Source organism: Micromonospora sp. NPDC049203 (assembly GCF_043197215.1).
GTDB lineage: Bacteria > Actinomycetota > Actinomycetes > Mycobacteriales > Micromonosporaceae > Micromonospora.
Genome location: NZ_JBICSV010000001.1, coordinates 856,816 through 879,339 on the forward strand (window position 1 = coordinate 856,816; position 22,524 = coordinate 879,339).

The following is a 22,524-nucleotide window of genomic DNA, read 5'->3' on the forward strand; positions in this document are numbered from 1 at the left end:
CGGCGCTCGTAGAGTGTCCGGGTGCCTGATCTCATCTCGTACACCGAGCTGCACGCCGACGCCGTCGCGACGCTGAGCCGCTGGACGGCGACCAGCCCCGCCGCCGACGCGGCCCGGACCCGGACCCTGGCGCTGCTGGCCGACGGGCCGGTGGCGATGAGCCGCGCGCACCGGGCCGGGCACGTCACCGCGAGCGCGCTGGTGCTCGACCCGGACGGCCGGGTGCTGCTCTGCCTGCACGGCAAGATCCGCAGGTGGATGCAGCTCGGCGGGCACTGCGAGCCCGGCGACCGGACGCTTGTGGGCGCCGCGCTGCGCGAGGCCACCGAGGAGTCCGGCATCAGCGGCCTGACCGTCGAGCCGGAGCCGATCGACGTGGACATCCATCAGGTCGCCTGTCAGGGCGGGTCGTTCCACTACGACGTCCGGTACGCCGCGCTGGCCCCGGCGGGAGCGGTCGAGCGGGTCAGCGCGGAGTCCGAGGCGCTCGGCTGGTTCCCGCCGGACCGGCTGCCCGAGCCGCTCGCCCACGCCACCGCGCAGCTCGTGCGGCCGGCCCTCGCGGTGCTGGCCCGCCACGCCGGCCGCTGAGCGGCGGCGCCCCGACGCGCCGCCGGGCGCGTTCCACTCCGGCGGCGCGTCGCGCGGCGGATCAGACCAGGCCCTCCTCGCCGCGTTCCTTCAGCTCGTCCACGATCTTCTTCACGTCCTGCGCGCGGTCGCGCGGGCAGACCAGCAGCGCGTCCGGGGTGTCCACGACGATCAGGTCGTGCACCCCGACGGTGGCCACCAGCCGGCCGGAGTGCGGCACCACGACGGTGCCTGTGGTGTCGTGCAGCAGCACGCCCGGTTTCGCGTCCCCGCCCAGCACCACGTTGCCGGCGCCGTCGGCGGGCAGCACCTCGCCGAGCGTGTGGAAGTCGCCGACGTCGTTCCAGCCGAAGTCGCCGGGCACGGTGCCGACCCGGCCGGCCGTCGCCGCGCCCTCCATCACCGCGTAGTCGACCGAGATCCGGGGCAGCGTCGGCCAGATCCGGCCGAGCACGTCGTCCTGCTCCGGCGTGCCCCAGGCCGCCGCGATGGCGGTGATCCCGGCGTGCAGCTCCGGCTGCTGGCGGGCCAGCTCGGCCAGGAAGACGTCCACCCGCCAGACGAACATGCTGGCGTTCCAGAGGTGCCGGCCGGAGCGGACGTAGACTTCCGCCACCTCGGCGGCCGGCTTCTCCTTGAACTCGTGTACCGGGCGCAGCGGGCCGTCCCCGACCGGGTCGCCGGTCTCCAGGTAGCCGTAGCCGGTCTCCGGGCGCGTCGGGGTGATGCCCACTGTCATCAGCAGCCCCTGCTCCGCGCCCCGGATGGCCTGGCGTACCACCTCGGCCAGCCGGGCCGGGTCGCCGATCAGGTGGTCGGCGGCGAACGAGCCCATCACCGCGTCCGGCGTCCGGGTGGCGATCACCGCGGCGGCCAGCGCGATCGCCGCGCAGGAGTCGCGCGGAGAGGGCTCGACCAGGATGTTCTCCTCCGGCAGGCCGGCCAGTTGCCGAGCCACCGCCGCGGCGTGCGCGGCCCCGGTGACCACGAGCGTGCGCTCCGGAGTGGTCAACGGCGACAACCGGTCGACAGTGGCCTGCAACAGCGAGGCGGGGGTGCCGGTCAGCGGGTGGAGGAATTTGGGGTGGCCGGCACGGGACAACGGCCACAACCTTGTGCCGCTGCCGCCCGCCGGGATGACGGCGTAGAACATCAGCACATCATGCCCGAAGCGGGCGAGCCGTCACGGTCGGTCGCCCGGGACTCAGGAGCGGGCCCGTCGCCAGGCCGCGATGTGCACCTCGGCGCTGGACTCCCAGGTGAACTCCTTGGCCCTGTCGAAGCCGGCCTTGGCCAGGGACAGCCGCCGCTGCTCGTCGTCCAGCAGGGCGGCCAGGTCGGTGGCGATCTGGTCCGGGTCCTCGCTGGTGTAGGCGACCGCGTCGCCGCCCACCTCGGGCAGGGACAGGCGCGGCGTGGTGAGCACCGGGGCGGCGCACGCCATCGCCTCCAGGATCGGCAGGCCGAAGCCCTCGCCGTACGAGGGGTAGGCCGCCACGAGCGCGCCGCCGAGGAAGCCGGGCAGGTCGGCGTAGCGCAGGTAACCGGGACGCAGCAGCCGCAGGTGCGACGGCACCTCGGCCACCGCGCGGTCGATGTCGTCGTCGTGGCCCTGACCGCCGGCCACCACCAGCGCGGGCGGGTTCGGCCGGTCGGCCACCGCCCGGGCCCAGCCGCGGATCAGGTTGGGTACGTTCTTGCGCGGCTCCTTGGCCCCGAGGAACGCGATGTAGCTGCTGTCGCCCAGCCCCAGGCGGGCCCGGACGCGTGCCTTCTCCTCGTCGCCCGGCGCGTGGAACGCGTCCTGGTCGACGCCGTGGTAGGCGACGTCGATCCGGGTCGGGTCGGCGTCCAGCAGGCGGATCAGCTCGTCGCGGGTGGCCTTGCTCGGCACGATCACCCGGCCGGCGCGGCGCAGCGAGGTCTTGATCGCGCTGCGGAAGAACGTCCGGCGCGACTTGTCGTAGTGCTCCGGCTCGGTGAAGAACGTCGCGTCGTGCACGGTGACAGTCACCGGGCAGCCGGCCCGCAGCGGGCAGGTGTAGAACGGCGAGTGCAGCACCTCGGCGCCGACCTGCTGGGCCAGCAGCGGCAGGCCGGTCTGCTCCCAGGCCAGCCGCGCCGGCCGGTGCGCCACCGCCGCCGGGGCGGGGATCACCTCCGCGCCGGGCAGCATCCGGGAGTAGCGCTCCAGGTCGGTGCGGAGGCTGACCACGGCCAGGTCGATGCTGGTGCCGCAGACCCGGCCCAGCGCGCCGAGCAGTCCGTCGACGTATCTACCGACGCCGCCACGGTCGGCGGGGACACTCGTGGCGTCGATGAGAACGCGGGGCGGGCGACCGGCGGTCACGGGGCGACTCCTCAGATGGCGCGGTTGTGGGAAAGAACACTTTCGGCAAGCCTACGCCGGGCCGGGCGCCAGGCGCTGACCGCGACCCGACGGTACGCCGACTTGTCGCTGTCATCGAGTACGCACGCGGGGCGCGTATCGTTCGCGCCGATGGCCGACAACATTGCCCGGGTGTTCGCCGACGCGATCGCGCCCGACCCCACCCGACCGCTGCTGACCTGGTACGACGACGCCACCGGCGAACGCACCGAACTCTCCGGGGCGACACTCGCGAACTGGGTGGCGAAGACCGCCAACCTGCTCACCGACGAGGTGGGCGCCGCGCCCGGCGACGCGGCCGGGGTGCTGCTGCCGCCGCACTGGCAGACCGCCGCCGTGCTGCTCGGCTGCTGGTCGGCGAAGCTGACCGTGGTCGGCACGCCGGGGCCGGTGGAGGCGCTGTTCGTGGCCGTCGACCGGGCGGACGAGGCAGCCGGTTGGCCGGCCGGCGAGCGGTACGCGCTGGCGCTCGACCCGTTCGCACTGCCGATGCGGCAGGTGCCGGCGGGCTGCGCGGACTTCGTCACCGCGGTACGCGGACACGGCGACCACTTCACGCCGGACCCGTCCGGCGGGGAAGCGGACGCGGCGCTGCTGGCCCGGGCGGCGGTCCGCGCCACCGAGCTGGGCCTGACTCCGGGCGACCGCCTCCTGGTCGACGTGACCACTCACCCCGACCCGGTCGACTGGCTGCTCACCCCGCTCACGGCGGGAGCCAGCGTGGTCGCGTGCGCCCACCCCGACCCGGCTCGCCTTGAGGCGCGCTCCACAACCGAGAAGACCACGCACACCCTGGCCTGAGCCCGCCCCGCCCCTCTCCCTGTTGATCTTGCACCTTCGGCCCTCGGTACGGGGGATTCACCCCTTTCGCCGGGGCGGAAAGTGCAAGATCAGCGAGGGCGACAGGGCTGATCAGCCAGGGGCGACGGGGCTGTCGGTGGTGGAACGGCGCTGGGCGAGGGCGGCGAACGCCGTCAGGGACTCGGGGTTGGCCAGGGCGCCCTTGGCCGCCGCGCGGTCGACGGGGGTGCCCGTCAGGATCTTCTTCACCGGCACCTCCAGCTTCTTCGCGCTCAGCGTGCGGGGCACGGCCCGGACCTGGTGGATCTCGTCCGGCACGTGCCGGGGCGACAGCGCGGTACGCAGCTCCCGGCAGATCTTCTTCCGCATGTCGTCGTCGAGTTCCAGGCCCTCGGCGAGCACCACGAACAGCAGCAGCTCACCCGCGCCGCCCTCGTCGTCCTCCAGGTGCACGACCACCGAGTCGACCACCTCGTCCAGCCCTTCGACCACCGAGTAGAACTCCGCGGTGCCCAGCCGTACCCCACCCCGGTTGAGCGTGGCGTCGGACCGCCCGGTGATCACGCATCCGCCGCGCTCGTTCACCGTGATCCAGTCGCCGTGCCGCCACACGCCGGGATAGACCTCGAAGTACGCCTCCCGGTAGCGGGCGCCGTCCGGGTCGTTCCAGAACCCGACCGGCATGCTCGGCATCGGCTCGGTGATCACCAGCTCGCCGAGCTGCCCGATCACCGCGCTGCCGTCGGCGGAACGGGCCTCCACCTTCGCGCCGAGCGCCCGGCAGGCGATCTCCCCCGCGTACACCGGCAGCAGCGGCACGCCGCCGACGAAGCCGGTGCACACGTCCGTGCCGCCGGACAGCGACTGGAGCTGGAGGCGGTCGCTCACGTTCTCGTACACCCAGGTGAAGCCCTCGGCCGGCAGCGGCGCGCCGGTCGAGCCGAGGCCGCGCACCGCGGACAGGTCGGCGACCTCGCGCGGCACCAGGCCGGCCTTGCGGCAGGCCAGCAGGAACGGCGCGGACGTGCCGAAGTACGTGGTGCCGGTGTCGGCGGCCAGCCGCCACAGCGCGCCCAGGTCGGGGTGGCCCGGGTTGCCGTCGAACAGCACGATCGCCGCGCCCACCGCCGGGCCGGAGACCAGGAAGTTCCACATCATCCAGCCGGTGGTGGTGAACCAGAGGAACCGGTCGGCCGGACCCAGGTCGTGGTGCAGCGCCAGCATCTTGAGGTGTTCCAGCAGGATGCCGCCGTGGCCGTGCACGATCGGCTTGGGCAGGCCGGTGGTGCCGGAGGAGTAGAGCACGTAGAGCGGGTGGTCGAAGGCGACCGGGGTGAACGTCAGCGGCTCGTCGGTGGGCGCCGCAAGCTCCGCCCACGGCAGCGCGCCGTCGGGGGCCGGGCCGTCCGGATCGAGGTACGCGACGGCGACGGTGTGCCGCAGCGACGGCAGCGCGGCCCGGATCGCGGCCACCTCGGCGCGCCTGTCGACCGGCTTGTCGCCGTACCGGTAGCCGTCGACGGCGACCAGCACCGTCGGCTCGATCTGCTGCCAGCGGTCGGTGACGCTGCGGGTGCCGAACTCGGGCGCGCAGGAGGAGAAGATCGCGCCCAGGCTGGCGGTGGCGAGCAGCAGGACGTACGTCTCCGGGATGTTCGGCGCGTACGCGGCCACCCGGTCGCCCGGTCCCACGCCGAGGCGGCGCAGCCCGGCGGCCACCCGGCGGACCCGCTCGCGCAGCTCGGCCGCGGTGAGCGTCTCCGGCGCGCGGGTCTGCCCGTGCGCGATCACCGCCGGGTCGTCGTCGTCCAGCCCCGGCATGCGCAGCACGTTCTCGGCGTAGTTCAGCGTCGCGCCGGGGAACCAGCGGGTGCCCGGCATGGCCCGGTCGGTGAGCGTGGCGGTCGGCGGGGTGTGCGCGACCACGTCGAAGTAGTCCCAGATCGAGCGCCAGAACGCGTCCAGGTCGGTCACCGACCACTGCCACAGCGCGTCGTAGTCGGCGAACTCCAGCCCGCGGTGCTCGGCCAGCCAGCGCAGGTAGTCACCGATCCGGGACCGCTCCCGCACGTCCGCCGGCGGCGTCCACAGCACGTCAGCCACTGTTCCACCCTCCCCTGGGCCCGCCACGACGGTGTGCCGGAGCCGTGGCGCCATCTTGCCCTACCTCGTGCCGCCATTGTCCGCGCCGGGTGCGCCGTACGGGGCGTGCCCCGCCCACACCCCGTACCCCCACCCCATGTGGCCCACATGGAAGGAAGGGCCCCCTCTTAACGCCTCGTGCAGAGGAAGGGCCCCCTGTTAACACCTCACTCCCGCGGGGGTCCGCCGCCGGACGGCGGGGGCAGCGTGCGTGCCCGGGTGTTAATAGGGGGCCCTTCCTCTACCGCAGGCGTTAAGAGGGGGCCCTTCCTTACACCTCAGCCGGCGCGGTGGGCCTGGATCGCGCGGCGCCGGGCGAGCCGGTGCGCGCGCCGGATCTCGGCCTCCCGGAAGCGGCGTTCGTCCTCCGGCGTCTCGGGCAGCACCGGGCGGACCGGCCGTGGCGCACCGCCCACGTCGACGCCCACGAAGACCAGGTACGCGGTGGCGACCCGCACCGGCTCCTCCTCGGCCGAGTCCCAGCGCTCGCCGACCACCCTCACCCCGACCTCCATCGAGGTCTGGCCGGTCCAGTTGACCTGTGCGTGGGCGTGCACGAGATCGCCCACCCGGACCGGCTCGGAGAAGACGATCTCGTCGATGGACGCGGTCACCGCGGTGCCGCCGCTGTGCCGCGCCGCCGCCGCGCCGGCAACGTCGTCCACGAATTTCATCAGTACCCCACCGTGCACGGTCCCGTACAGATTGACATCGACCGCGGTCATGATGCGACTGAGCGTGACGCGGGAGTACGACGTGGGCTTACCCGGCGGGACCGCGGGATGATCTGTCATGCCGAAAACGGTACGGTGCGCGGATGCGACATCTCTGGAGCTTCCTCGCCGGGTTGGCGGTGGCGCCTGTCACCTGGGTGCTCGTCACGCTCGGTCAGGACGGATCTGAGCGGACCGTCGACCGCTGGGTGGAGATCGGGACGTACAGCACACCGAACCTGATCGAGCCGGCCGTCTATCTGGGCGTCGCCGGCATCCTGCTCGGTCTGCTCGGCACGTTGCGTTTCTCGCCGTTCGGCCCGCTGGTGGCCGGCCTGCTGCTCGCCGCCCCGTACGTCGGGCTGTTCGTCGCGCCGTTCAGCGTGCGGGACCGGGTGCCGGACGACCTGAAGCTGCTCGGTGACCCGCTGCCGCTGCGCGAGCCGCTGGACAACGGCACCCTGTTCCTCATCGGCGTGCTGCTGCTGATGGCCGTGTTCAGCACGAGCCGGTGGCGGCGTCCCGCCACACCCCCGGCGGCCGGGGCGGAGCTGACCCCGGCCGTCGCGCCGGTGGAGCACAAGCCGACGCTCACCGACTGGCCCCCGGCCGACGCGCCGAAGGACCCGGACACCGCGCCGCTCACGCTGGCCTATCCCGAGACCCCCACCGAACCCCTGCCCCGCCGTACCGGCGGCGAGTCGCCCTGGTCCGCGCCCCCGCGCGGCGCCGGGCGGCCGGAGGGCACCGAGACCCGTTGACGAGCGCGGGCGGGCCGGTACGCCGGCCCGCCCGCCCGAACGCCGGTGGTCAGCCCTTCAGCAGCTGACGGGCCATCACGATCCGCTGGACCTGGTTCGTGCCCTCGTAGATCTGGGTGATCTTTGCGTCGCGCATCATCCGCTCGACCGGGTAGTCACGGGTGTAGCCGTAGCCGCCGAGCAACTGGACCGCGTCCGTGGTGATCTCCATGGCGGCGTCCGAGGCGAAGCACTTGGCGGCCGCGCCGAAGTAGGTCAGGTCCGCGTCGCCGCGCTCGGACTTGCCGGCGGCGGTGTACGTGAGCTGCCGCGCCGCCTCCAGCTTCATGCCCATGTCGGCGAGCATGAACTGGATGCCCTGGAACTCGGCGACCGGCTTGCCGAACTGCTTGCGCTCCTGGACGTAGCCCTTGGCGTAGTCCAACGCGCCCTGCGCGATGCCGACCGCCTGGGCGGCGATGGTGACCCGGGTGTGATCCAGCGTCTTCATGGCGGTGGCGAAGCCGGTGCCCTCGGCGCCGATCATGCGGTCGGCCGGGATACGCACGTTGTCGAAGTAGACCTCCCGGGTGGGCGAGCCCTTGATGCCGAGCTTCTTCTCCGGGGCGCCGAAGCTGACGCCCGGGTCGGACTTCTCCACCACGAACGCGGAGATGCCCCTCGACCGGGCTGTGGGATCGGTCACGGCGAACACCGTGTAGTACTCGGACACGCCCGCGTTGGTGATCCACCGCTTCACGCCGTTGAGCACCCAGTGGTCTCCGTCACGTACCGCCTTGGTCGTCATCGAGGCGGCGTCGCTGCCCGCCTCCGGCTCGGAGAGGCAGTAGGAGAACATGCCGTCCCCGGCCGCGACCGGGGTGAGGTACTTGCGCTTCAGCTCCTCGGAGCCGGCCAGCAGCAGTGGCATGGTGCCCAGCTTGTTCACCGCCGGGATCAGCGAGGACGACGCGCAGGCCCGCGCCACCTCCTCGATCACGATGGCCGTGGCCAGCGCATCCGCGCCGGCGCCGCCGTACTCGACAGGGATGTGCGGGGCGTGGAAGTCGGCCGCGCGCAGGGCCTCGTACGAGGCCTTCGGGAACTCACCTGTCTCGTCCGCCTCGGCGGCGCGCGGAGCCACCTTGGCCGCACAGACCTCACGGACCGCCTCCCGGATCGCCTCGTGCTCCTCCGGCAACCGATAGACGTCGAACGACTGCTCTGCGGCCATGTCGGCCCTCCCCTTCCACCGCTATCATGCGCAGTCTGTGCCGCCCGAGGGCCGACGACTGCCGCAAACTGAAGGATAGCCACCGGTCCCGGCCGGACCTTACCGGCGGGTAGGCTCGCGCCCGAGCCTCGCCCGCCCGACCCGATTACCCTCACAGCAGACATCCAGTTCCCTCGGTGCCCGGCCTCGGCGCCCCAGCAGAATGCGACGCGTGGAAGCGCCGCCAGTGCGAGCGGAGAAGACAGGCGTGACGATTCCGTACCCGAACACCCAGCCGATGCCCGCCATCGCCGCGGTGACCCCGCCGTCCGGCGCCGCCCGCCCGCGGGTGACCTTCCTCGGCACCGGCTACCTCGGTGCGACCTACGCCATCTGCTACGCGGAACTGGGCTACGAGGTGCTCGGCTTCGACGTCGACGCGGACAAGATCGCCAAGCTGAACGCGGGCGAGGTGCCGATCCACGAGCCGGGCCTCGACGAGCTGCTGCGCCGCAACCTGGCCGCCGGCCGGCTGCGGTTCAGCACCGACATCCAGGAGACCGCCGACTTCGGCGACGTCCACTTCATCTGCGTCGGCACCCCGCAGCGGGCCGACGGCATGGGCGCCGACCTGTCGTACGTCGAGGCGTCCGTGACGAGCCTCGCCCAGCACCTGACCCGTAAGGCGCTGATCGTCGGCAAGTCCACCGTGCCGGTGGGCACCGCCGAGTGGGTGGAGCAGCTCGTCGGCAAGCACACCCCGGCCGACCTCGGCGTCGAGGTGGCGTGGAGCCCCGAGTTCCTCCAGGAGGGCTTCGCCGTCGACGACGTGCTGCGTCCGAACCGGATCGTGGTCGGCGTCAAGAGCGAGTGGGCAAACGGCATGCTCTTCGCCGCCCACAAGGGCGTCTTCGACCTCGCCGCCACCGAGGACCGCGAGGTGCCGCTGGTGGTCACCGACTTCGCCACCGCCGAGTTGGTAAAGGTCGCCGCGAACGCGTTCCTCGCCACCAAGATCTCCTTCATCAACGCGATGGCCGAGGTCTGCGAGGCGGCCGGCGGCGACGTGACCCAGCTCGCCCGCTCGATCGGCTACGACCCGCGCATCGGCAACCGCTTCCTCCAGGCCGGGCTCGGCTTCGGCGGCGCCTGCCTGCCCAAGGACATCCGCGCCTTCCAGGCCCGCGCCCAGGAACTGGGCGCCGGTGAGGCGTTGCGCTTCCTGCACGAGGTCGACCTGATCAACCAGCGCCGCCGCAGCCGCGTGGTGCAGCTCGCCGCCGAACTGCTCGGCCGCCGTTCCGGCCCGGCCGGCCCGGACCTGTCCGGCACCCGGGTCGCGGTGCTCGGCGCCACGTTCAAACCCAACACCGATGACGTACGCGACGCGCCGGCGCTCGCGGTCGCCTCGCTGCTCGGCAAGGCCGGGGCCGACGTGCACGTGTTCGACCCGCAGGGGATCGAGAACGCGCGCCGGGCGGTGCCCGAGCTGGCGTACGAGGAGAGCATGAACGACGCGGTCCGTGGCGCCGACCTGGTCTGCGTGCTCACCGAGTGGGCCGAGTTCCGCAACGCCGACCCGGTGGCCCTGGGCGAGCTGGCGAACGGCCGCAAGGTGGTCGACGGGCGCAACTGCCTCGACTCCACACTGTGGACACAGGCCGGCTGGGAGTACCGCGGCATGGGCCGCCCCTGACCCGCTGACCAGCTGGACCGGCCCGCCGGGGACACCTCCCCGACCGGGCCGGTCCTTTTTGTTGTCCGGAACGCGGCGGCAACTGTCGAAATCCCGGCCCACTCAAGGCATGCTGCCTCTGGGAGGTCCACAGTGCGGAGGCACGGGCGGACGGGAGACTGTCGTGGAGAGCTTCAGGTGCGCTTCGTGCGGGCAGGACATCAAGCCCGCCGTCGTCTGCCCGCACTGCGGCGCGCCCCAGCCGCAGTGGTCCGAGCACCTGGCCGACATCGAGCGCTCGATCGCCGAGATGAAGGCCCGCGACGCCGAGATCGCCCGGGAACAGCGGCAGATCGCCGCCAAGATGCAGGCTGCCCTCTTCCAGCGGGACATCCTCGCGCACGCCGGTGAGGAACGGATCCGGCAGGCCACCCGGCCGCGCCGGGTGCTGCGCCGGCGGGCCGGCCGCCGCCCGCCCACCGCCGCCACCGGCGCGCCGCCCCGGGTGCCCCGCCAGGGCACCCCGCCGCCCGGCCCGGAGGACCTGCCCCCGTCGCCGCCGCGCGGTCGCCCGCGCTGGCTCGACGCGGACGATCCGGAGCACCCGCCCGAGGCGTCCTCGCGGGAGGTGCAGAACATCCCGCTCGGGCTGGGCGCGCTCCTGCTCGGCGTCGCCGCGGTGGTCTTCGCCGCGGTCGCCACCAGCTCGATGGACGCGCTGGCCCGGCTCGGCGTGCTGCTGGTGGCGACGGCACTGATGCTGCTCGCCCCGCCGGTGCTGGCCCGGCGCGGGCTGACCTCCACCGCCGAGACCATCGCCGCGGTCGGGTTGCTGCTGGTGCCGCTGGCCGGGTACGCGCTCTGGGCCGTCGACCGGATCGGCGGCGACGGGACGGGCGCCGCCTTCGCCGGCACGATCTTCCTGGTCACCACGCTCGTCGCACTCGGATACGCGTACGGCACCGGTCTGCGCGCACCACGCTTCGCCACGGTGCTGGCCGCCCAGCCGGTGCTGCCCCTGCTGGCGTACGAGCGGATCACCGGGCCGGTCGGCTGGGCGCTGGTGCTGACCGTGGTGGCGGTGCTCGACCTGGCGCTGGCGCGCTCGGCGGTGGTACGTGAACGGCCCGTCCGGCGTGACCTGCCCGCCACCGGGCCGGTACCGCCCGGCCCGCCCCGGCAGCGCGCCGACGACGACCGGCCCGAGTCGGCCCCGGAGGAGTCCGCCGAGGTGCTGGGCGGTGAGACGCCGCCGGGTCCGGCCGCCACCGCCCGGCCGGTGCCCTGGCTGCCCGAGCTGACCTGGCTGCTGCACGGCGTGGCGGTCGCGGTCGCGCTGGCGTACGCGGTCACCGGCCTGCTGCGCGCCACCACGGTGCCGCCGGCCGCCGCAGCGGGCACGGTGCTGCTCCTCGCCGCCCTGGTCGCGCTGGCCGGGACGCTCGTGCTGCGCCGGCCGCCGCTGCCGGATGTCGGCGCCGCCGTCCTCACACTGGCGGTCATCGGCGCGCTCGGGCGGGTCGCCTCGGTGGCCCTGCCCGGCCGGTCCCTGCTGCTCATCTCCGCCGTCATCGCGTTGACCGGGCTCGCCGTCCGGGCCGTACCGGAGTCGGCCCGGCGTGGTCCGCAGATCGCGTCGGCGGTGGCGCTCACGGTCAGCGGCCTGGTGGTCGCCGGTGGCGCGCTGCGCGCCGGGCTGGCCCCGGCCCGGGCCGCGTTGCCCGCCTGGTCGGCGGACCTGAGCGGATGGCACGCCGAGCTGGCCCGGGCGGTCGGGCCGACCGGCTGGCAGCTGGCGGCCAGCGCGTTGCTGCTCACCGTCGCCGCCGTGATCGCCCTGCCGGCCGAGATCCGGCGCGAGTTCGCTGTGGTCGGGGCGGCGCTCACCGCGCTCGCCGTACCCGCCTCGCTCGGTCTGGGCTGGGCGGCGGCCTGCTGGCCGATGCTGCTGACCGCGGTCGCGATCGGCGTGCTCGGGCTGACCGCCCGCACGGAACGGGCCGCTGTGGCGCACGCGGTGACAGCGGCCGGGCTCGGCCTGGTCGGCGCGGGTGCGGCGCTCGGCCGCCCGGCCCTCACCGCCGCCGCGCTGACGGTGCTGTTCCTGGCCGGGGCGCTGGTGTCCCTCGCCCCCCGGGTCCGGCTCGCCGCCGCCGCGACCGAGACCGTCTGCGCCTGGGCGGCGGGCGGCGCGGCGTTCGCCCTGCCCGGCGCCGTCGCCGCGTTCGTCGCCGCCACGGTGCCGACGCCGCCGGTCGCCACACCGGCGAACCTGCGCGAGATCACCGTGCCGATCCTCGCGGCGAGCTTCCTCGCCGTCTGCGTCACGCTCGGCTACGCCGCCCTGGTGCAGGTGGCGCAGCGGCACCTGAGCATGCCGCACGCGCTCGGCACGGTGCTGGGCACGGTGGCAGTCGCCGCCGCCGCGTTCGGCGCGCCGGGCACGACCTCGGCCGACGCCTGGGTGGGCGGGCTGCTCCTGGTCGCCGCCGCGTTGCTGGCGCTCTCCCCGCGCATCGACGCCGGGCGTCGCGCCGACATGTCCCTCGACGGGTCCGACCTGGCCCTTGCCGCCACCACTGTGGCGCTGGTCGCCACACTGGCCCGGATCGCCGCGGTGCTCGCCCCCGGTGGTCAGCTCGTGGTGGCCTCCGCGCTGGTGCTGCTGGTGGCGGTGGCCGCGCGTGCGCTGCCCGAGGAGTGGCGGCGCGGACCGATCCTCGGCATCGCCGCCGGTGGCACCCTGATCGGCCTGATCGCCGCCTGGAGCGCCCTGCGCGGCGGGCTCGGCGTGCTCGCCACCCCCGGCCCGATCTGGGCCGGTGACCTGACCGGCTGGCCGGCCGCGCCGACCGGCGGTTCGACCTGGCAGGCCCCGGTCGCGCTGGCGCTGCTGGCGGTCACCGCGGCCATCCTGCTGCCGCCACCCTGGAAGTACGACGTCTCCGGCCTGGCCGCCGTGCTCGCCGCTGTGGGCGCCCCGGCCGCGTTCGACCTGCCCTGGTGGTCCCCGGTGCTGGTCGGCTGCATGGTGGCCACCGTCTACGGCATGGCGGCCGCGGCCTCTGTCGACCCCCGGGCCGCGCTGTCCCGGGCGACAGTGGCCGGGGTGGTGGCGCTGCACGCCGCCGGGGCCGGGCTGGTGCGCCCGTGGACCACCGCGCTGGCGCTGGGCAGCATCGCCCTGATCGGCGCGACGGTGGCCGCCGTGGCGCGGACGCTCGCGCCGTCGCTCGTCGACGACGTACGCACCGAGGGCATGCCGCCACACCTGGTGCAGGTCGGCGGCGCGGGTGCCGGAGCCGCGCTGCTCGCGGCGCCCGGCGCGGTGGCCGCGCTGGCAGTCGAGTACGGCCGCCCACCCCAGGTGGTGCTCACCGCCGCGCTCGCCGCCGCCAGCATCGGTCTGGCCGCGATCGCGGCGGTACGCCGGCAGGTGCCGCAATACCTTCCGTACGCCAGTGTCGCGGTGGTCGGCGCGGCGACCGTCACCGCCGCCGCCGCGCTCGCGGTCGGGCTGCCGGCCGGCGTGTTCGCCGCCGCCGCCGCGCTGCTCGGTGTGCTCGCCGAACTGGTACGGGCCGCCACCGTCCCGCCCGCCGGTTCGGGCCGGCCGGTACGCCGCTGGACCGTGCTGCTCAACGGGGCGCTACGGCGTGCCCCGGACGATCCGGAGCTGCGCTGGCGGGTCAGCCCGGCCGCCGGAGCGCTGGCCGCCGCGGCGCTACCCGTCGCCCTGGCGCTGGCCACCCTGGCCCCGTCGCTCGTGGTGGCGTTGTTCTCGCCGTTCGCGGTGCTGAAGCGGGTGTGGCAGGGGCCGCCGCCGGAGTTGCTGACGCCGCCGCCGAACGCGGTGAACCCCACGCACGTGCTCACCGCGCTGCTGTTGACCGTGACCGCGGCGCTCGCCGCCACCGGGTTCAGTGGCGGCCGGCGGTCCCGGGCGGTGCCGGTGATCCTGCCCGGGGCGGCGATCACGCTGCTGATCACGCCGGTGGCGCTCGGCCGTGGCTGGCCGGTGACCGCGCTGGCCGCGCTGGCGGTGTTCACCATCTCGATGCTCGGGCTGGCGCTGACCCCGCCGCCGGCGCTGGCCGAGCCGGGCCGGTCGATCCGGGTGGCCCGGGTGCTGGTCTTCGCGCTCGGCCTCGCCGCCGGTGGCGCCGGGCTCGCGGGCAGCCTGGCCACGAGCGACCTGACGGTGTTCACGCTGGGCGGGGCGGTCGGTGTGGGCACTGTCGCCGCGCTGTTCGGCACCACCCAGCGGGCCCGCATCCTGGGCTGGCTGTTCGGCTCGGTGATGGCGCAGCTGTTCGTGCTCACGGTCGGCCTGAAGTCCGGGCTGGCGGCGGTCTGGTCCGCGTTCGGGGTGCTCGCGGTCGGCGCGGCGTTGCAGGTGTTCGCCGCCACGCTGCCACGGCTGCGCCGTCCCGAGGCGTACCGGGAGGCGGCCACAGTCGAGTGGAGCGGCTACGGGGCGGCGCTCATCGCGCTGGCGCTGGCGTACGACTCGCCCCGGCACATCGCCGCACTGCTGGCCGCCTGGGGCGCGGTCCTCGGGGTGGCGGCCAGCCGTCCGGGGCGGCGGCCGATGGAACGCAACCTGCTGTTCTGGGCGGTCGTGGCCTGTGAGATCAGCGCCTGGTGGATTCTGATGCGGGTGGCCGACGTGGCGCTGCCGGAGGCCTACACGCTGCCGTTCGCCGCGCTCGCCCTCCTGGTCGGCGTGCTGCAACTGCGGCACCGGCCCGACCTGTCGAGCTGGGTGGCGTACGGCCCGGCGCTGGTCACCGCGTTCCTGCCCACGCTGGCGATCGTGATCGCCAGCGACTCCGGCATGCTGCGTCAGGTGCTGCTGCTGCTCGGTGCCGTCGCAGTGCTGATCTTCGGCTCGACCAGCCGGCAGCAGGCCCCGGTGATCGTGGGCGCGACGGTGACCGCGATCGCGGCCGTGCACGCGCTGTTCAGCCTCGGCCCGTGGCTGGTGCTGATCCCGGTCGGCATCGTGCTGCTGGTGCTCGGCGCGAGCAACGAGCGCCGACGCCGCGCTCAGGAGCGTCTCCAGACCGCACTACGCGGCATGCGGTGAGCCGGCCGGACTCAGCCGGTCGCGGGCTAGCCATGACCGGCTGAGCCCAGCCGTGACGGCCGGGCCCTCAGGCACGCGGCAGCACGCCCGACCCACGCGCCTGCCCATCACAGTCCGTGTCGGCTAGCTGCGGCCGGCATGGCACCCTGCGCCGACTTTGCTCTGCACCCACGGAAGCAGCGGCCACTCGCAGTGACATGAGCGGCCGCCGAGCGATTTGCGGCGAAAACCGCGCCGCAGTTCAGAGCCATGCTGCGCCGATGGCTGCAGAGCAAAGTAGGCGGAGGGCATCCACTCCCGCCCGCCGGGCCGGTCACGCTGAGCGACCATCCGGATTGAGCACGCTGAGTGACGAGCGGTCAGGCCAGGGAGGCGCGCAGCGCGGCTTCCTTCTCGGCGACCAGGTCCTCCAGGCCCGCCTGGTAGGCGGCCATCTTCTCGCGCAGCACCGGATCGGAGGCACCCAGGATGCGTACCGCGAGCAGGCCGGCGTTGCGGGCGTTGCCGATCGACACGGTGGCGACCGGCACGCCGGCCGGCATCTGCACGATGGACAGCAGCGAGTCCATGCCGTCCAGGTACTTCAGCGGCACCGGGACGCCGATCACCGGCAACGGGGTGACCGAGGCGACCATGCCGGGCAGGTGGGCCGCTCCGCCCGCGCCCGCGATGATCACCTGGACCCCACGATCGGCCGCGGACCGGCCGTACTCGATCATCTTGACCGGCGTGCGGTGCGCCGAGACCACACCCACCTCGTACGGCACGCCGAACTCGTCCAGCGCCTCGGCGGCGGCCCTCATGACCGGCCAGTCCGAGTCGCTGCCCATGATCAGCCCGACGGTGCTCATCAGTGCCCCTCCTGGAGCCAGCGGGCGGCACGCGCGGCCCGGGCCCGTACCTCGACCAGGTCGTTGCCGAGCACAGTGACGTGCCCGATCTTGCGGCCCGGGCGGACCTGCTTGCCGTAGAGGTGGACCTTGGCCCCGGGCTCGGCGGCGAACAGGTGGTGCAGCCGCTCGTCGATGGAGATGCCGCCCGGCTCGCCGCCGAGCACGTTCGCCATCACCACGACCGGCGCGGTCAGCGAGGTGTCCCCCATCGGGTAGTCGAGCACCGCCCGCAGGTGCTGCTCGAACTGCGAGGTGCGGGCCCCCTCGATGGTCCAGTGCCCGGAGTTGTGCGGCCGCATCGCCAGTTCGTTGACGACAAGCCCGGACGGCGTGTCGAACAGCTCCACCGCGAGCAGGCCGACCACGCCGAGCGCGGTCGCGAGGTCGATGGCGAGCTGCTGCGCGGCGACGGCCTGCTCCTCCGGCAGGTCGGGCGCGGGCGCCAGCACCTCGACGCAGATGCCGTCACGCTGCACCGTCTCCACCACCGGGTACGCGGCGACCTGCCCGAACGGCGACCGCGCGACCTGAACGGCCAGCTCCCGGCGCAGCGCCACCCGCTCCTCCACCAGCAGCGGCGTGCCTCCGGCGAGCAGCGTGGCGGCCAGCTCGCCGGCCTGGCCGGCGTCGTCGACCATCCAGACGCCGCGGCCGTCGTAGCCGCCCCGGGCGGCCTTGAGCACCACCGGCCAGCCGGTCTCCTCGCCGAAGGCGACCAGGTCGGCCGGGGACTCCACCGGGCGCCAGGCCGGGTTCGGCGCGCCCAGCTCGCCGAGCCGCTCCCGCATCACCCGCTTGTCCTGCGCGTGCACCAGCGCCTCGGCCGGCGGGAACAGCTTCACACCCTCGTCGGTCAGCGCGCGGATGTGCTCGTTGGGGACGTGCTCGTGGTCGAAGGTGACCACGTCACAGCCCTTGGCGAAGGTACGCAGCGCGGCCAGGTCGGTGTGGTCGCCGTACTGGACGTCGGCGGCGACCAGCGCGGCGCCGTCATCCGGGGCGAGCGCCAGCACGCGAAGCGACTGGCCGAGAGCGATGGCGGCCTGGTGGGTCATCCGGGCGAGCTGGCCGCCACCCACCATGCCCACGACGGGGAGACCGGTACGGGAGTCCATAGCGCCGCCAGCCTATAAGGGCCGGTGCCCGGCCGGACCGCGAGGGCGGCCCGGCCCACTCGGCTCAGCCGAGCTGCGCGATCAGCTCGTCGACGCTGGTCACCGGACGCTGGCAGACGAAACCCCGGCAGACGTACGCGGCGGGCTGCCCGCCGACGAACGGCCGCCCGGCCAGCAGCGGCACGCCGGGCTGGTCCGGGGCACCGGCCACCACCACCGCGCCGGGCGGGGCGTGGCGCCGGGCGGCGGCCACCAGCGGGTCGCCCTCCGGGTCGGCGGTCGCCACCGCGATCTCGTACGGCCCGGACAGCAGCGCCTCGCCGACGGTGGCCGCGTACCCGGTGAACCGGGCGTGCCGGTCGACGATCGGCGCGACAGTCGTCAGCGTCTTCTCGGCCGCCTCCCGGTAGCGGGGCTCCCCGGTCAGCGCCGCGTACGCCACAAGCGCCGCGACGATCGCCGAGCGGCCCGACGGGGTCGCGTTGTCGGTCGGGTCGGCGGGCCGGGTGACCAGGCGCTCGGCGTCGTCTGCGGTGTCGTAGAAGGCGCCGTCCGGGCCGGCGAACCGGGCCAGCGCCACGTCGAGCAGCTCACCGGCCAGCGTCAGCCACCGCCCCTCGCCGGTCAGCTGGTGCATCGCGCAGAACGCCTCGGCGACGCAGCCGTAGTCCTCCAGCACCCCGGCGGGCTGACCCACGGCCTTGTCCCGGGAGACCCGGCGCAGCCGGCCGTCCACCAGGTGCGCGGCGGCCAGGTGCTCGGCGGCGTCCCGCATCGCGCCGTCGGAGACGATCAGCACGCCGTCCATCAGGTTCGCGTCCTCGTCGTCGGGCGACACGAGAAGCGCGGCGACCTGCTGGAACTCCGCGATCGCGGTGATCGCGAGCCCGTTCCAGGCGGCCACCACCTTGTCGTCGCGGGCCGGCTGGGGGCGGGTGTCGCGGGCGGCCAGCAGCCGGCCCACCACGTCCTGCCAGCGGGCCCGCACCGCCGGATCGGCGTCGTCGACGTCCCGGGCCAGCCGCAGCACGCTGGTGCCGTGCTCGAACGTGCCGTCGGCGGTGACCTCGAACAGGTCGGCGGCGAACCGGCCGTCCGCCTCCCCCAGCACCTCGGCGAGCTGGTCGGGCGTCCAGACGTAGGTGAGCCCCTCGACGCCCTCGGTGTCCGCGTCCAGCGCGGAGGCGAAGCCCTCACCCGCGCGATGCAGCTCGTCGGCGAGAAACCGGGCGGTGTCGCGGGCCACCCGGCGGGCCAGCCGGTCGCCGGTGAGCCGCCAGAGCTGGGTGTAGACCCGCAGCAGCAGCGCGTTGTCGTAGAGCATCTTCTCGAAGTGCGGCACCGTCCAGTGGCCGTCCACCGAGTAGCGGGCGAAGCCGCCGGCGAGCTGGTCGTTGAGGCCGCCGCGAGCCATCGCCTCACAGGTGTGCCGGACGATCTCCAGGCTGCGCGCCGAGCCGGTGCGCTGGTAGTGCCGGAGCAGGAAGAGCAGGTTCATGTGCGGCGGGAACTTCGGCGCGCCGCCGAAACCGCCGTTCGTCTCGTCGTACTCCCGGGCGAGCTGGCTCGCGGCGGCGTCGAGCAGGTCGGCGGTGAGCGGGGCGGTCACGCCGCCGACGGCCTGCGCGCCGCCGATCGCCTCGACCACGGCGGCGCCCTGCCGCAGCACCGCCTCCCGCTGGTCGCGCCAGGCGGTGGCGACCGAGCCGAGCAGGCGGATGAAGTTGGCCCGGGGGAAGTACGTGCCGCAGAAGAACGGCGTGCCGTCCGGCGTGGCGAAGACCGTCATCGGCCAGCCGCCCTGCCCGGTCATCGCCTGCGTGGCGGTCATGTAGACCGCGTCGACGTCGGGACGCTCCTCGCGGTCGACCTTGACGCAGACGAAGTCCTCGTTCATCAGCCGGGCCACTGCCTCGTTCTCGAACGACTCGTGAGCCATGACGTGACACCAGTGGCAGGCCGCGTAGCCGACCGAGATGAGCACCGGCACGTCGCGCCGCTTCGCCTCGGCGAACGCCTCGTCGCACCACGGCCACCAGTCGACCGGGTTGTCGGCGTGCTGGAGCAGATAGGGCGAGGTGGCCTGGGCGAGTCGGTTCACCACCCGACCCTAACCGTCAAGCGAGTCCACCGTCGGTGCGACGCCACCCCGGCAATGTGCCAGCCACCACCGCGCACGCCTACTCAGGAGGAGGTTCGACTCCCCGAATCAAAAGCTGCGCGAGGACGTCGCGCGCCCGCTCGGCGGTTCGGCTGATTCGGGCGTGCACCTCCGCCTGCTCGTTCAGCAGATCGAGGTGGCGCACGATCGTCTCCTGACGTTCCGTGGACGGCACGAGAACGGGCATGCTGCCCAGGGTGGACGCATTGAGGGCAGGAATTGCGGTACCCGCGCGGTTGTGCTCGAACCAGTCCTGAATCTCGGGCAGAGTCAGGTAGTAGACGAGGTATCGGGAGTTGATCCGGTGTGGGCGTAGCCGGAGGAGCCCCGTCGAGAATAACCAGCCCTCGGACTCCTCAGGCACCCAGGCGATCCGACCTACGGTACCGGTGCGCGTGACCAGGACATCGCCGCGCAAAACGCTGTAACGAGTTAGGCGAGCCGCCACGTCGTGCCGAACGCGAGCTAAGCCTTCCGAGCGTACGCGGCCGTCGACGAGGTCCTTGGGCATGATCATCGGGTGCCCCTCGGTTTGACGGTCTCCCGACCCCACCGTCGCACCCGACGGCCCGGATCGGATATCGACCACGTCACCCAATCGCACCTCAGGCCATCCCGTCGGCACGGCTCTGTGTTCACTCATCCGCCACCGAGCCCCTCCAGCATCTCGTGCGCCTCGGAGTCCACGGCTTTCGCCCGATCGACCAGCTGGGCCAACTCCGCGCGTACGACAGTCAGGTCGTGCCACGAGACTCCGACTGTCTGAGAGGACTCGGCCGCGACGTAGGTCGACGGCAGTAGCGAGTAGTCCCGGGTGGAGATCAATGCCGGGGAAACCACGGCGCTCATACCGGCTGAAGGCTCGAACGGAACACCCGTCGGGGAGGTAGACCGCCAGCGCCGGTACTCATCGACAATCGACTTGATGTCTTCGGGCCGAAGTGTCCTGCGGCCGCGGGATGCCGCCTCACCGGCCGTACGAGCATCTATGAACAGCACATCGGTGGCGCTTCCCCTCGGCCTCCGGATGAGCCAGAGCGTCACTCCGATGGTGGTCTCGGCGAACAGGCCGGCCGGTAGCGCCACCACTGCGGCCACCGCCCCCGCTTCCACCAAGGCCCGTCGCATCTCTCGATCGGCTGTGCCCTTGCCGAAGGCGGCCAGTTGAGGCATGACGACGGCTCCTCGGCCGTCCTCGGTGAGCGACGAGATGGCCGATTGGAGCAGGGCCGTCTCCTTCCGCCGGGCCGAGCCGAAAGGGCCGTTGGCGGCGGCTTCGTTGGGTAGAGCCCCGAAGGGAGGGTTTGTCACCACCACGTCGGCACTGCCGCGCACGCGTGGCTCTCCCTGCTCGATCAGCTCCAAAGGTGACCCGTCGAATCCGTGCATGGCGACGTTCATCCGCGCGAGTTCCACCATCCGCGGATCGGGATGCGTACCGGCGATCTGGATCGGTGCCACAGGCGGCTTCCCCGCCGACCGGGCCAGTTCCACCAAGAGCTCCCCGCCGCGACAAAACGGATCGACGCATCGTTCTCCGCCCGCGACCGGACCAACTAGGTCACCGATCAGACGAGCAAGTGACCTGGGCGTGACGAAGGCATAGCGGACCTCCTCCGCCAACCGGTCGAAGGCGTAGTCGAAAAGCGTCGCGACATGGTCGTCCTGCAGGGCCCGGGAGGGCGCCGCTGAACCGGCGAACTCTGTGAGGATGCCAATCACTCCTGCCAGGGTCTGCTGGGCCGTCGGCGTCACGGTGGTGAGGTGTCGCACCGCTCGGGCGGCATCGGGCAGCCCGGACATCTCGAAGGACGACGAGAGACGCGCCGGCGTGTCCGCGACATCGGACTCAGCCGCGAACACCTGCCAAACATCCGGTCGAAAACGCTGGACGAACATCAGCGCCAACAGAACCTGCCAATAGTCGCCGTCCCTAGCCGTCGTTCTGGACAAGTCGTGGAGCCGCCAGACGACGTCGTTCAGCGCTCGCCGGCCGTCTGACCCGACGGCAGCAGGCGAGGCTCGCCGGGAATCGTTTCCCGCCGCCGTCGCCACCAACCGGTCACCGTATGTCGTTCCGGGTGTTTCGCCCGCTCGAAGTCCCTTGGTAGGAATCTGCCTTGACGCTAGCCAGGCGACCACCTCGTCCCTGCGGAACATCTCCCCGTCCGCGGTGGTGAGAGGTTTCGGGAAGTCCTGGTGACGTCGCTGCCAGTTCGTCACGGCAGGCCGCTCCACACCGGCGAGCCGCGCGATCTCGGATCGCGATACCAAGTGCGCCTGCGCCGGACCCATGCGCGTCCTCAGAACCGTGGCTGCGTCCGGCACGACCGGACGTCATCGCGCCTCAACAGGACTGACGGGACCCGGTCCATGGCCCGCACCACTTCGACGACGGATCCATCGACTGCCGCCAACAACTGGTACAGCCTTCGATGGTCAGCTGCGAGATCCCGATGGTGGATCGGCTCGTGGTGCATTATGCGGTTCCGCAGTAGGCGCATGGTCTCGAAAGATTCGTGGAGGCGTCCACGGGAACCGGAATAGCCGGGAAATGCTTGGTTCAGGGCAGGCACCCAGAGCAATCGGTCGTACCGGGACCCCGGCCGATTACTGAGTAGCGACACCCAGAATCCGAAGCTCAACTCCGCGACCACGTCGTCTGCCCCCGGCGCCAGCACGCCGCGACGGCCGAATCGGCGCCGGCACTTGTCCGCCGCTTCACGCACAAGACGCGACCCGTGTTCGGTCAGCGGCGCAACGGCCCACCAGTCCGGCCTGTCGTAGTGACTGGCGAGGCGTCGGTGCAGCGCGTTGCGCAGCGCGATCTCGAGGCAATGCAAGGGGCCGTAGAAGGCCGCCGAAATCTCGATGTTCCACCAGTAGAGAGCCACTGCCTGATCGTGGTCTCCCGCCACGGCCTCCACATACGGCCGCATCCGAGCTACCGAGAACGAGCGCCTGATCCAGTCCGGCAGGTCGGCAGGCATCACTGCGGCTCC

Annotated in this window: 16 protein-coding genes; 5 read left to right on the forward strand and 11 right to left on the reverse strand. The window is 73.1% G+C overall.

What is annotated here, in order from left to right; translation table 11 throughout:
* Positions 1-21 precede the first annotated feature (21 nt).
* Positions 22-591: an NUDIX hydrolase gene (locus ACGFIA_RS04035; protein WP_357381778.1), complete on the forward strand. Its 570-nt coding sequence runs from the start codon at positions 22-24 to the stop codon at positions 589-591.
* A gap of 61 nt (positions 592-652) precedes the next feature.
* Here ACGFIA_RS04035 and ACGFIA_RS04040 read toward each other — a convergent pair whose 3' ends face one another.
* Positions 653-1,744 carry a sugar phosphate nucleotidyltransferase gene (locus ACGFIA_RS04040; RefSeq protein WP_357381775.1) on the reverse strand — a complete coding sequence of 364 codons (1,092 nt, stop codon included), beginning with the start codon at positions 1,742-1,744 and terminating at the stop codon, positions 653-655.
* Positions 1,745-1,795: 51 nt separating this feature from the next.
* On the reverse strand, positions 1,796-2,941 hold the full coding sequence (locus tag ACGFIA_RS04045) for a glycosyltransferase family 1 protein (protein WP_357381773.1): 1,146 nt from the start codon (positions 2,939-2,941) through the stop codon (positions 1,796-1,798).
* A gap of 150 nt (positions 2,942-3,091) precedes the next feature.
* Here ACGFIA_RS04045 and ACGFIA_RS04050 point away from each other — a divergent pair, with 150 nt between their 5' ends.
* Entirely contained in the window at positions 3,092-3,781 is a 690-nt protein-coding gene (locus tag ACGFIA_RS04050) for a TIGR03089 family protein (protein ID WP_357381771.1), read from the forward strand.
* Positions 3,782-3,892: 111 nt separating this feature from the next.
* Here the strand turns inward: ACGFIA_RS04050 and ACGFIA_RS04055 are convergent, their stop codons facing one another.
* Both ACGFIA_RS04055 and ACGFIA_RS04060 read right to left on the reverse strand, forming a co-directional pair.
* Positions 3,893-5,884, reverse strand: a complete 1,992-nt coding sequence (locus ACGFIA_RS04055) for an acetoacetate--CoA ligase (RefSeq protein WP_357381769.1) — start codon at positions 5,882-5,884, stop codon at positions 3,893-3,895.
* 317 nt (positions 5,885-6,201) lie between these two features.
* Positions 6,202-6,717 (reverse strand): hotdog domain-containing protein, encoded by a 516-nt coding sequence (locus ACGFIA_RS04060; protein ID WP_357381767.1) that lies wholly within the window; start codon positions 6,715-6,717, stop codon positions 6,202-6,204.
* A gap of 23 nt (positions 6,718-6,740) precedes the next feature.
* Between ACGFIA_RS04060 and ACGFIA_RS04065 the strand changes: the two genes are divergently transcribed.
* The gene (locus ACGFIA_RS04065) at positions 6,741-7,397 is read left to right on the forward strand and encodes a hypothetical protein (RefSeq protein ID WP_357381765.1); all 657 of its coding nucleotides are present in this window, start codon (positions 6,741-6,743) and stop codon (positions 7,395-7,397) included.
* A gap of 49 nt (positions 7,398-7,446) precedes the next feature.
* Here the strand turns inward: ACGFIA_RS04065 and ACGFIA_RS04070 are convergent, their stop codons facing one another.
* Positions 7,447-8,610, reverse strand: a complete 1,164-nt coding sequence (locus tag ACGFIA_RS04070; RefSeq protein ID WP_357381763.1) for an acyl-CoA dehydrogenase family protein — start codon at positions 8,608-8,610, stop codon at positions 7,447-7,449.
* A 247-nt stretch (positions 8,611-8,857) separates the two neighbouring features.
* Here ACGFIA_RS04070 and ACGFIA_RS04075 point away from each other — a divergent pair, with 247 nt between their 5' ends.
* Positions 8,858-10,285 (forward strand): UDP-glucose/GDP-mannose dehydrogenase family protein, encoded by a 1,428-nt coding sequence (locus ACGFIA_RS04075; protein WP_354865003.1) that lies wholly within the window; start codon positions 8,858-8,860, stop codon positions 10,283-10,285.
* A gap of 163 nt (positions 10,286-10,448) precedes the next feature.
* Positions 10,449-15,353 (forward strand): SCO7613 C-terminal domain-containing membrane protein, encoded by a 4,905-nt coding sequence (locus tag ACGFIA_RS04080; protein WP_357470193.1) that lies wholly within the window; start codon positions 10,449-10,451, stop codon positions 15,351-15,353.
* A gap of 359 nt (positions 15,354-15,712) precedes the next feature.
* On the opposite strand, the gene purE is transcribed toward ACGFIA_RS04080, so the two are convergent.
* From purE to ACGFIA_RS04110, 6 genes are all read right to left on the reverse strand, one after another.
* Entirely contained in the window at positions 15,713-16,204 is a 492-nt protein-coding gene (gene purE, locus ACGFIA_RS04085) for a 5-(carboxyamino)imidazole ribonucleotide mutase (RefSeq protein WP_357381758.1), read from the reverse strand.
* Entirely contained in the window at positions 16,204-17,361 is a 1,158-nt protein-coding gene (locus ACGFIA_RS04090) for a 5-(carboxyamino)imidazole ribonucleotide synthase (RefSeq protein ID WP_393258443.1), read from the reverse strand. The genes purE and ACGFIA_RS04090 overlap by 1 nt, the downstream gene beginning before the upstream one ends.
* Positions 17,362-17,425: 64 nt before the next feature.
* A complete protein-coding gene (locus ACGFIA_RS04095) occupies positions 17,426-19,462 on the reverse strand; it encodes a thioredoxin domain-containing protein (RefSeq protein ID WP_393258446.1) in 2,037 nt (678 codons plus the stop codon).
* Positions 19,463-19,541: 79 nt separating this feature from the next.
* Complete coding sequence (locus ACGFIA_RS04100) at positions 19,542-20,165, reverse strand: restriction endonuclease subunit S (protein ID WP_357381752.1); 624 nt, start codon at positions 20,163-20,165, stop codon at positions 19,542-19,544.
* The gene (locus ACGFIA_RS04105) at positions 20,162-21,817 is read right to left on the reverse strand and encodes an N-6 DNA methylase (RefSeq protein WP_357500057.1); all 1,656 of its coding nucleotides are present in this window, start codon (positions 21,815-21,817) and stop codon (positions 20,162-20,164) included. Before ACGFIA_RS04105 ends, ACGFIA_RS04100 begins: the two co-directional genes overlap by 4 nt.
* A gap of 8 nt (positions 21,818-21,825) precedes the next feature.
* A complete protein-coding gene (locus ACGFIA_RS04110) occupies positions 21,826-22,512 on the reverse strand; it encodes a hypothetical protein (RefSeq protein ID WP_357381747.1) in 687 nt (228 codons plus the stop codon).
* Positions 22,513-22,524 lie beyond the last annotated feature (12 nt).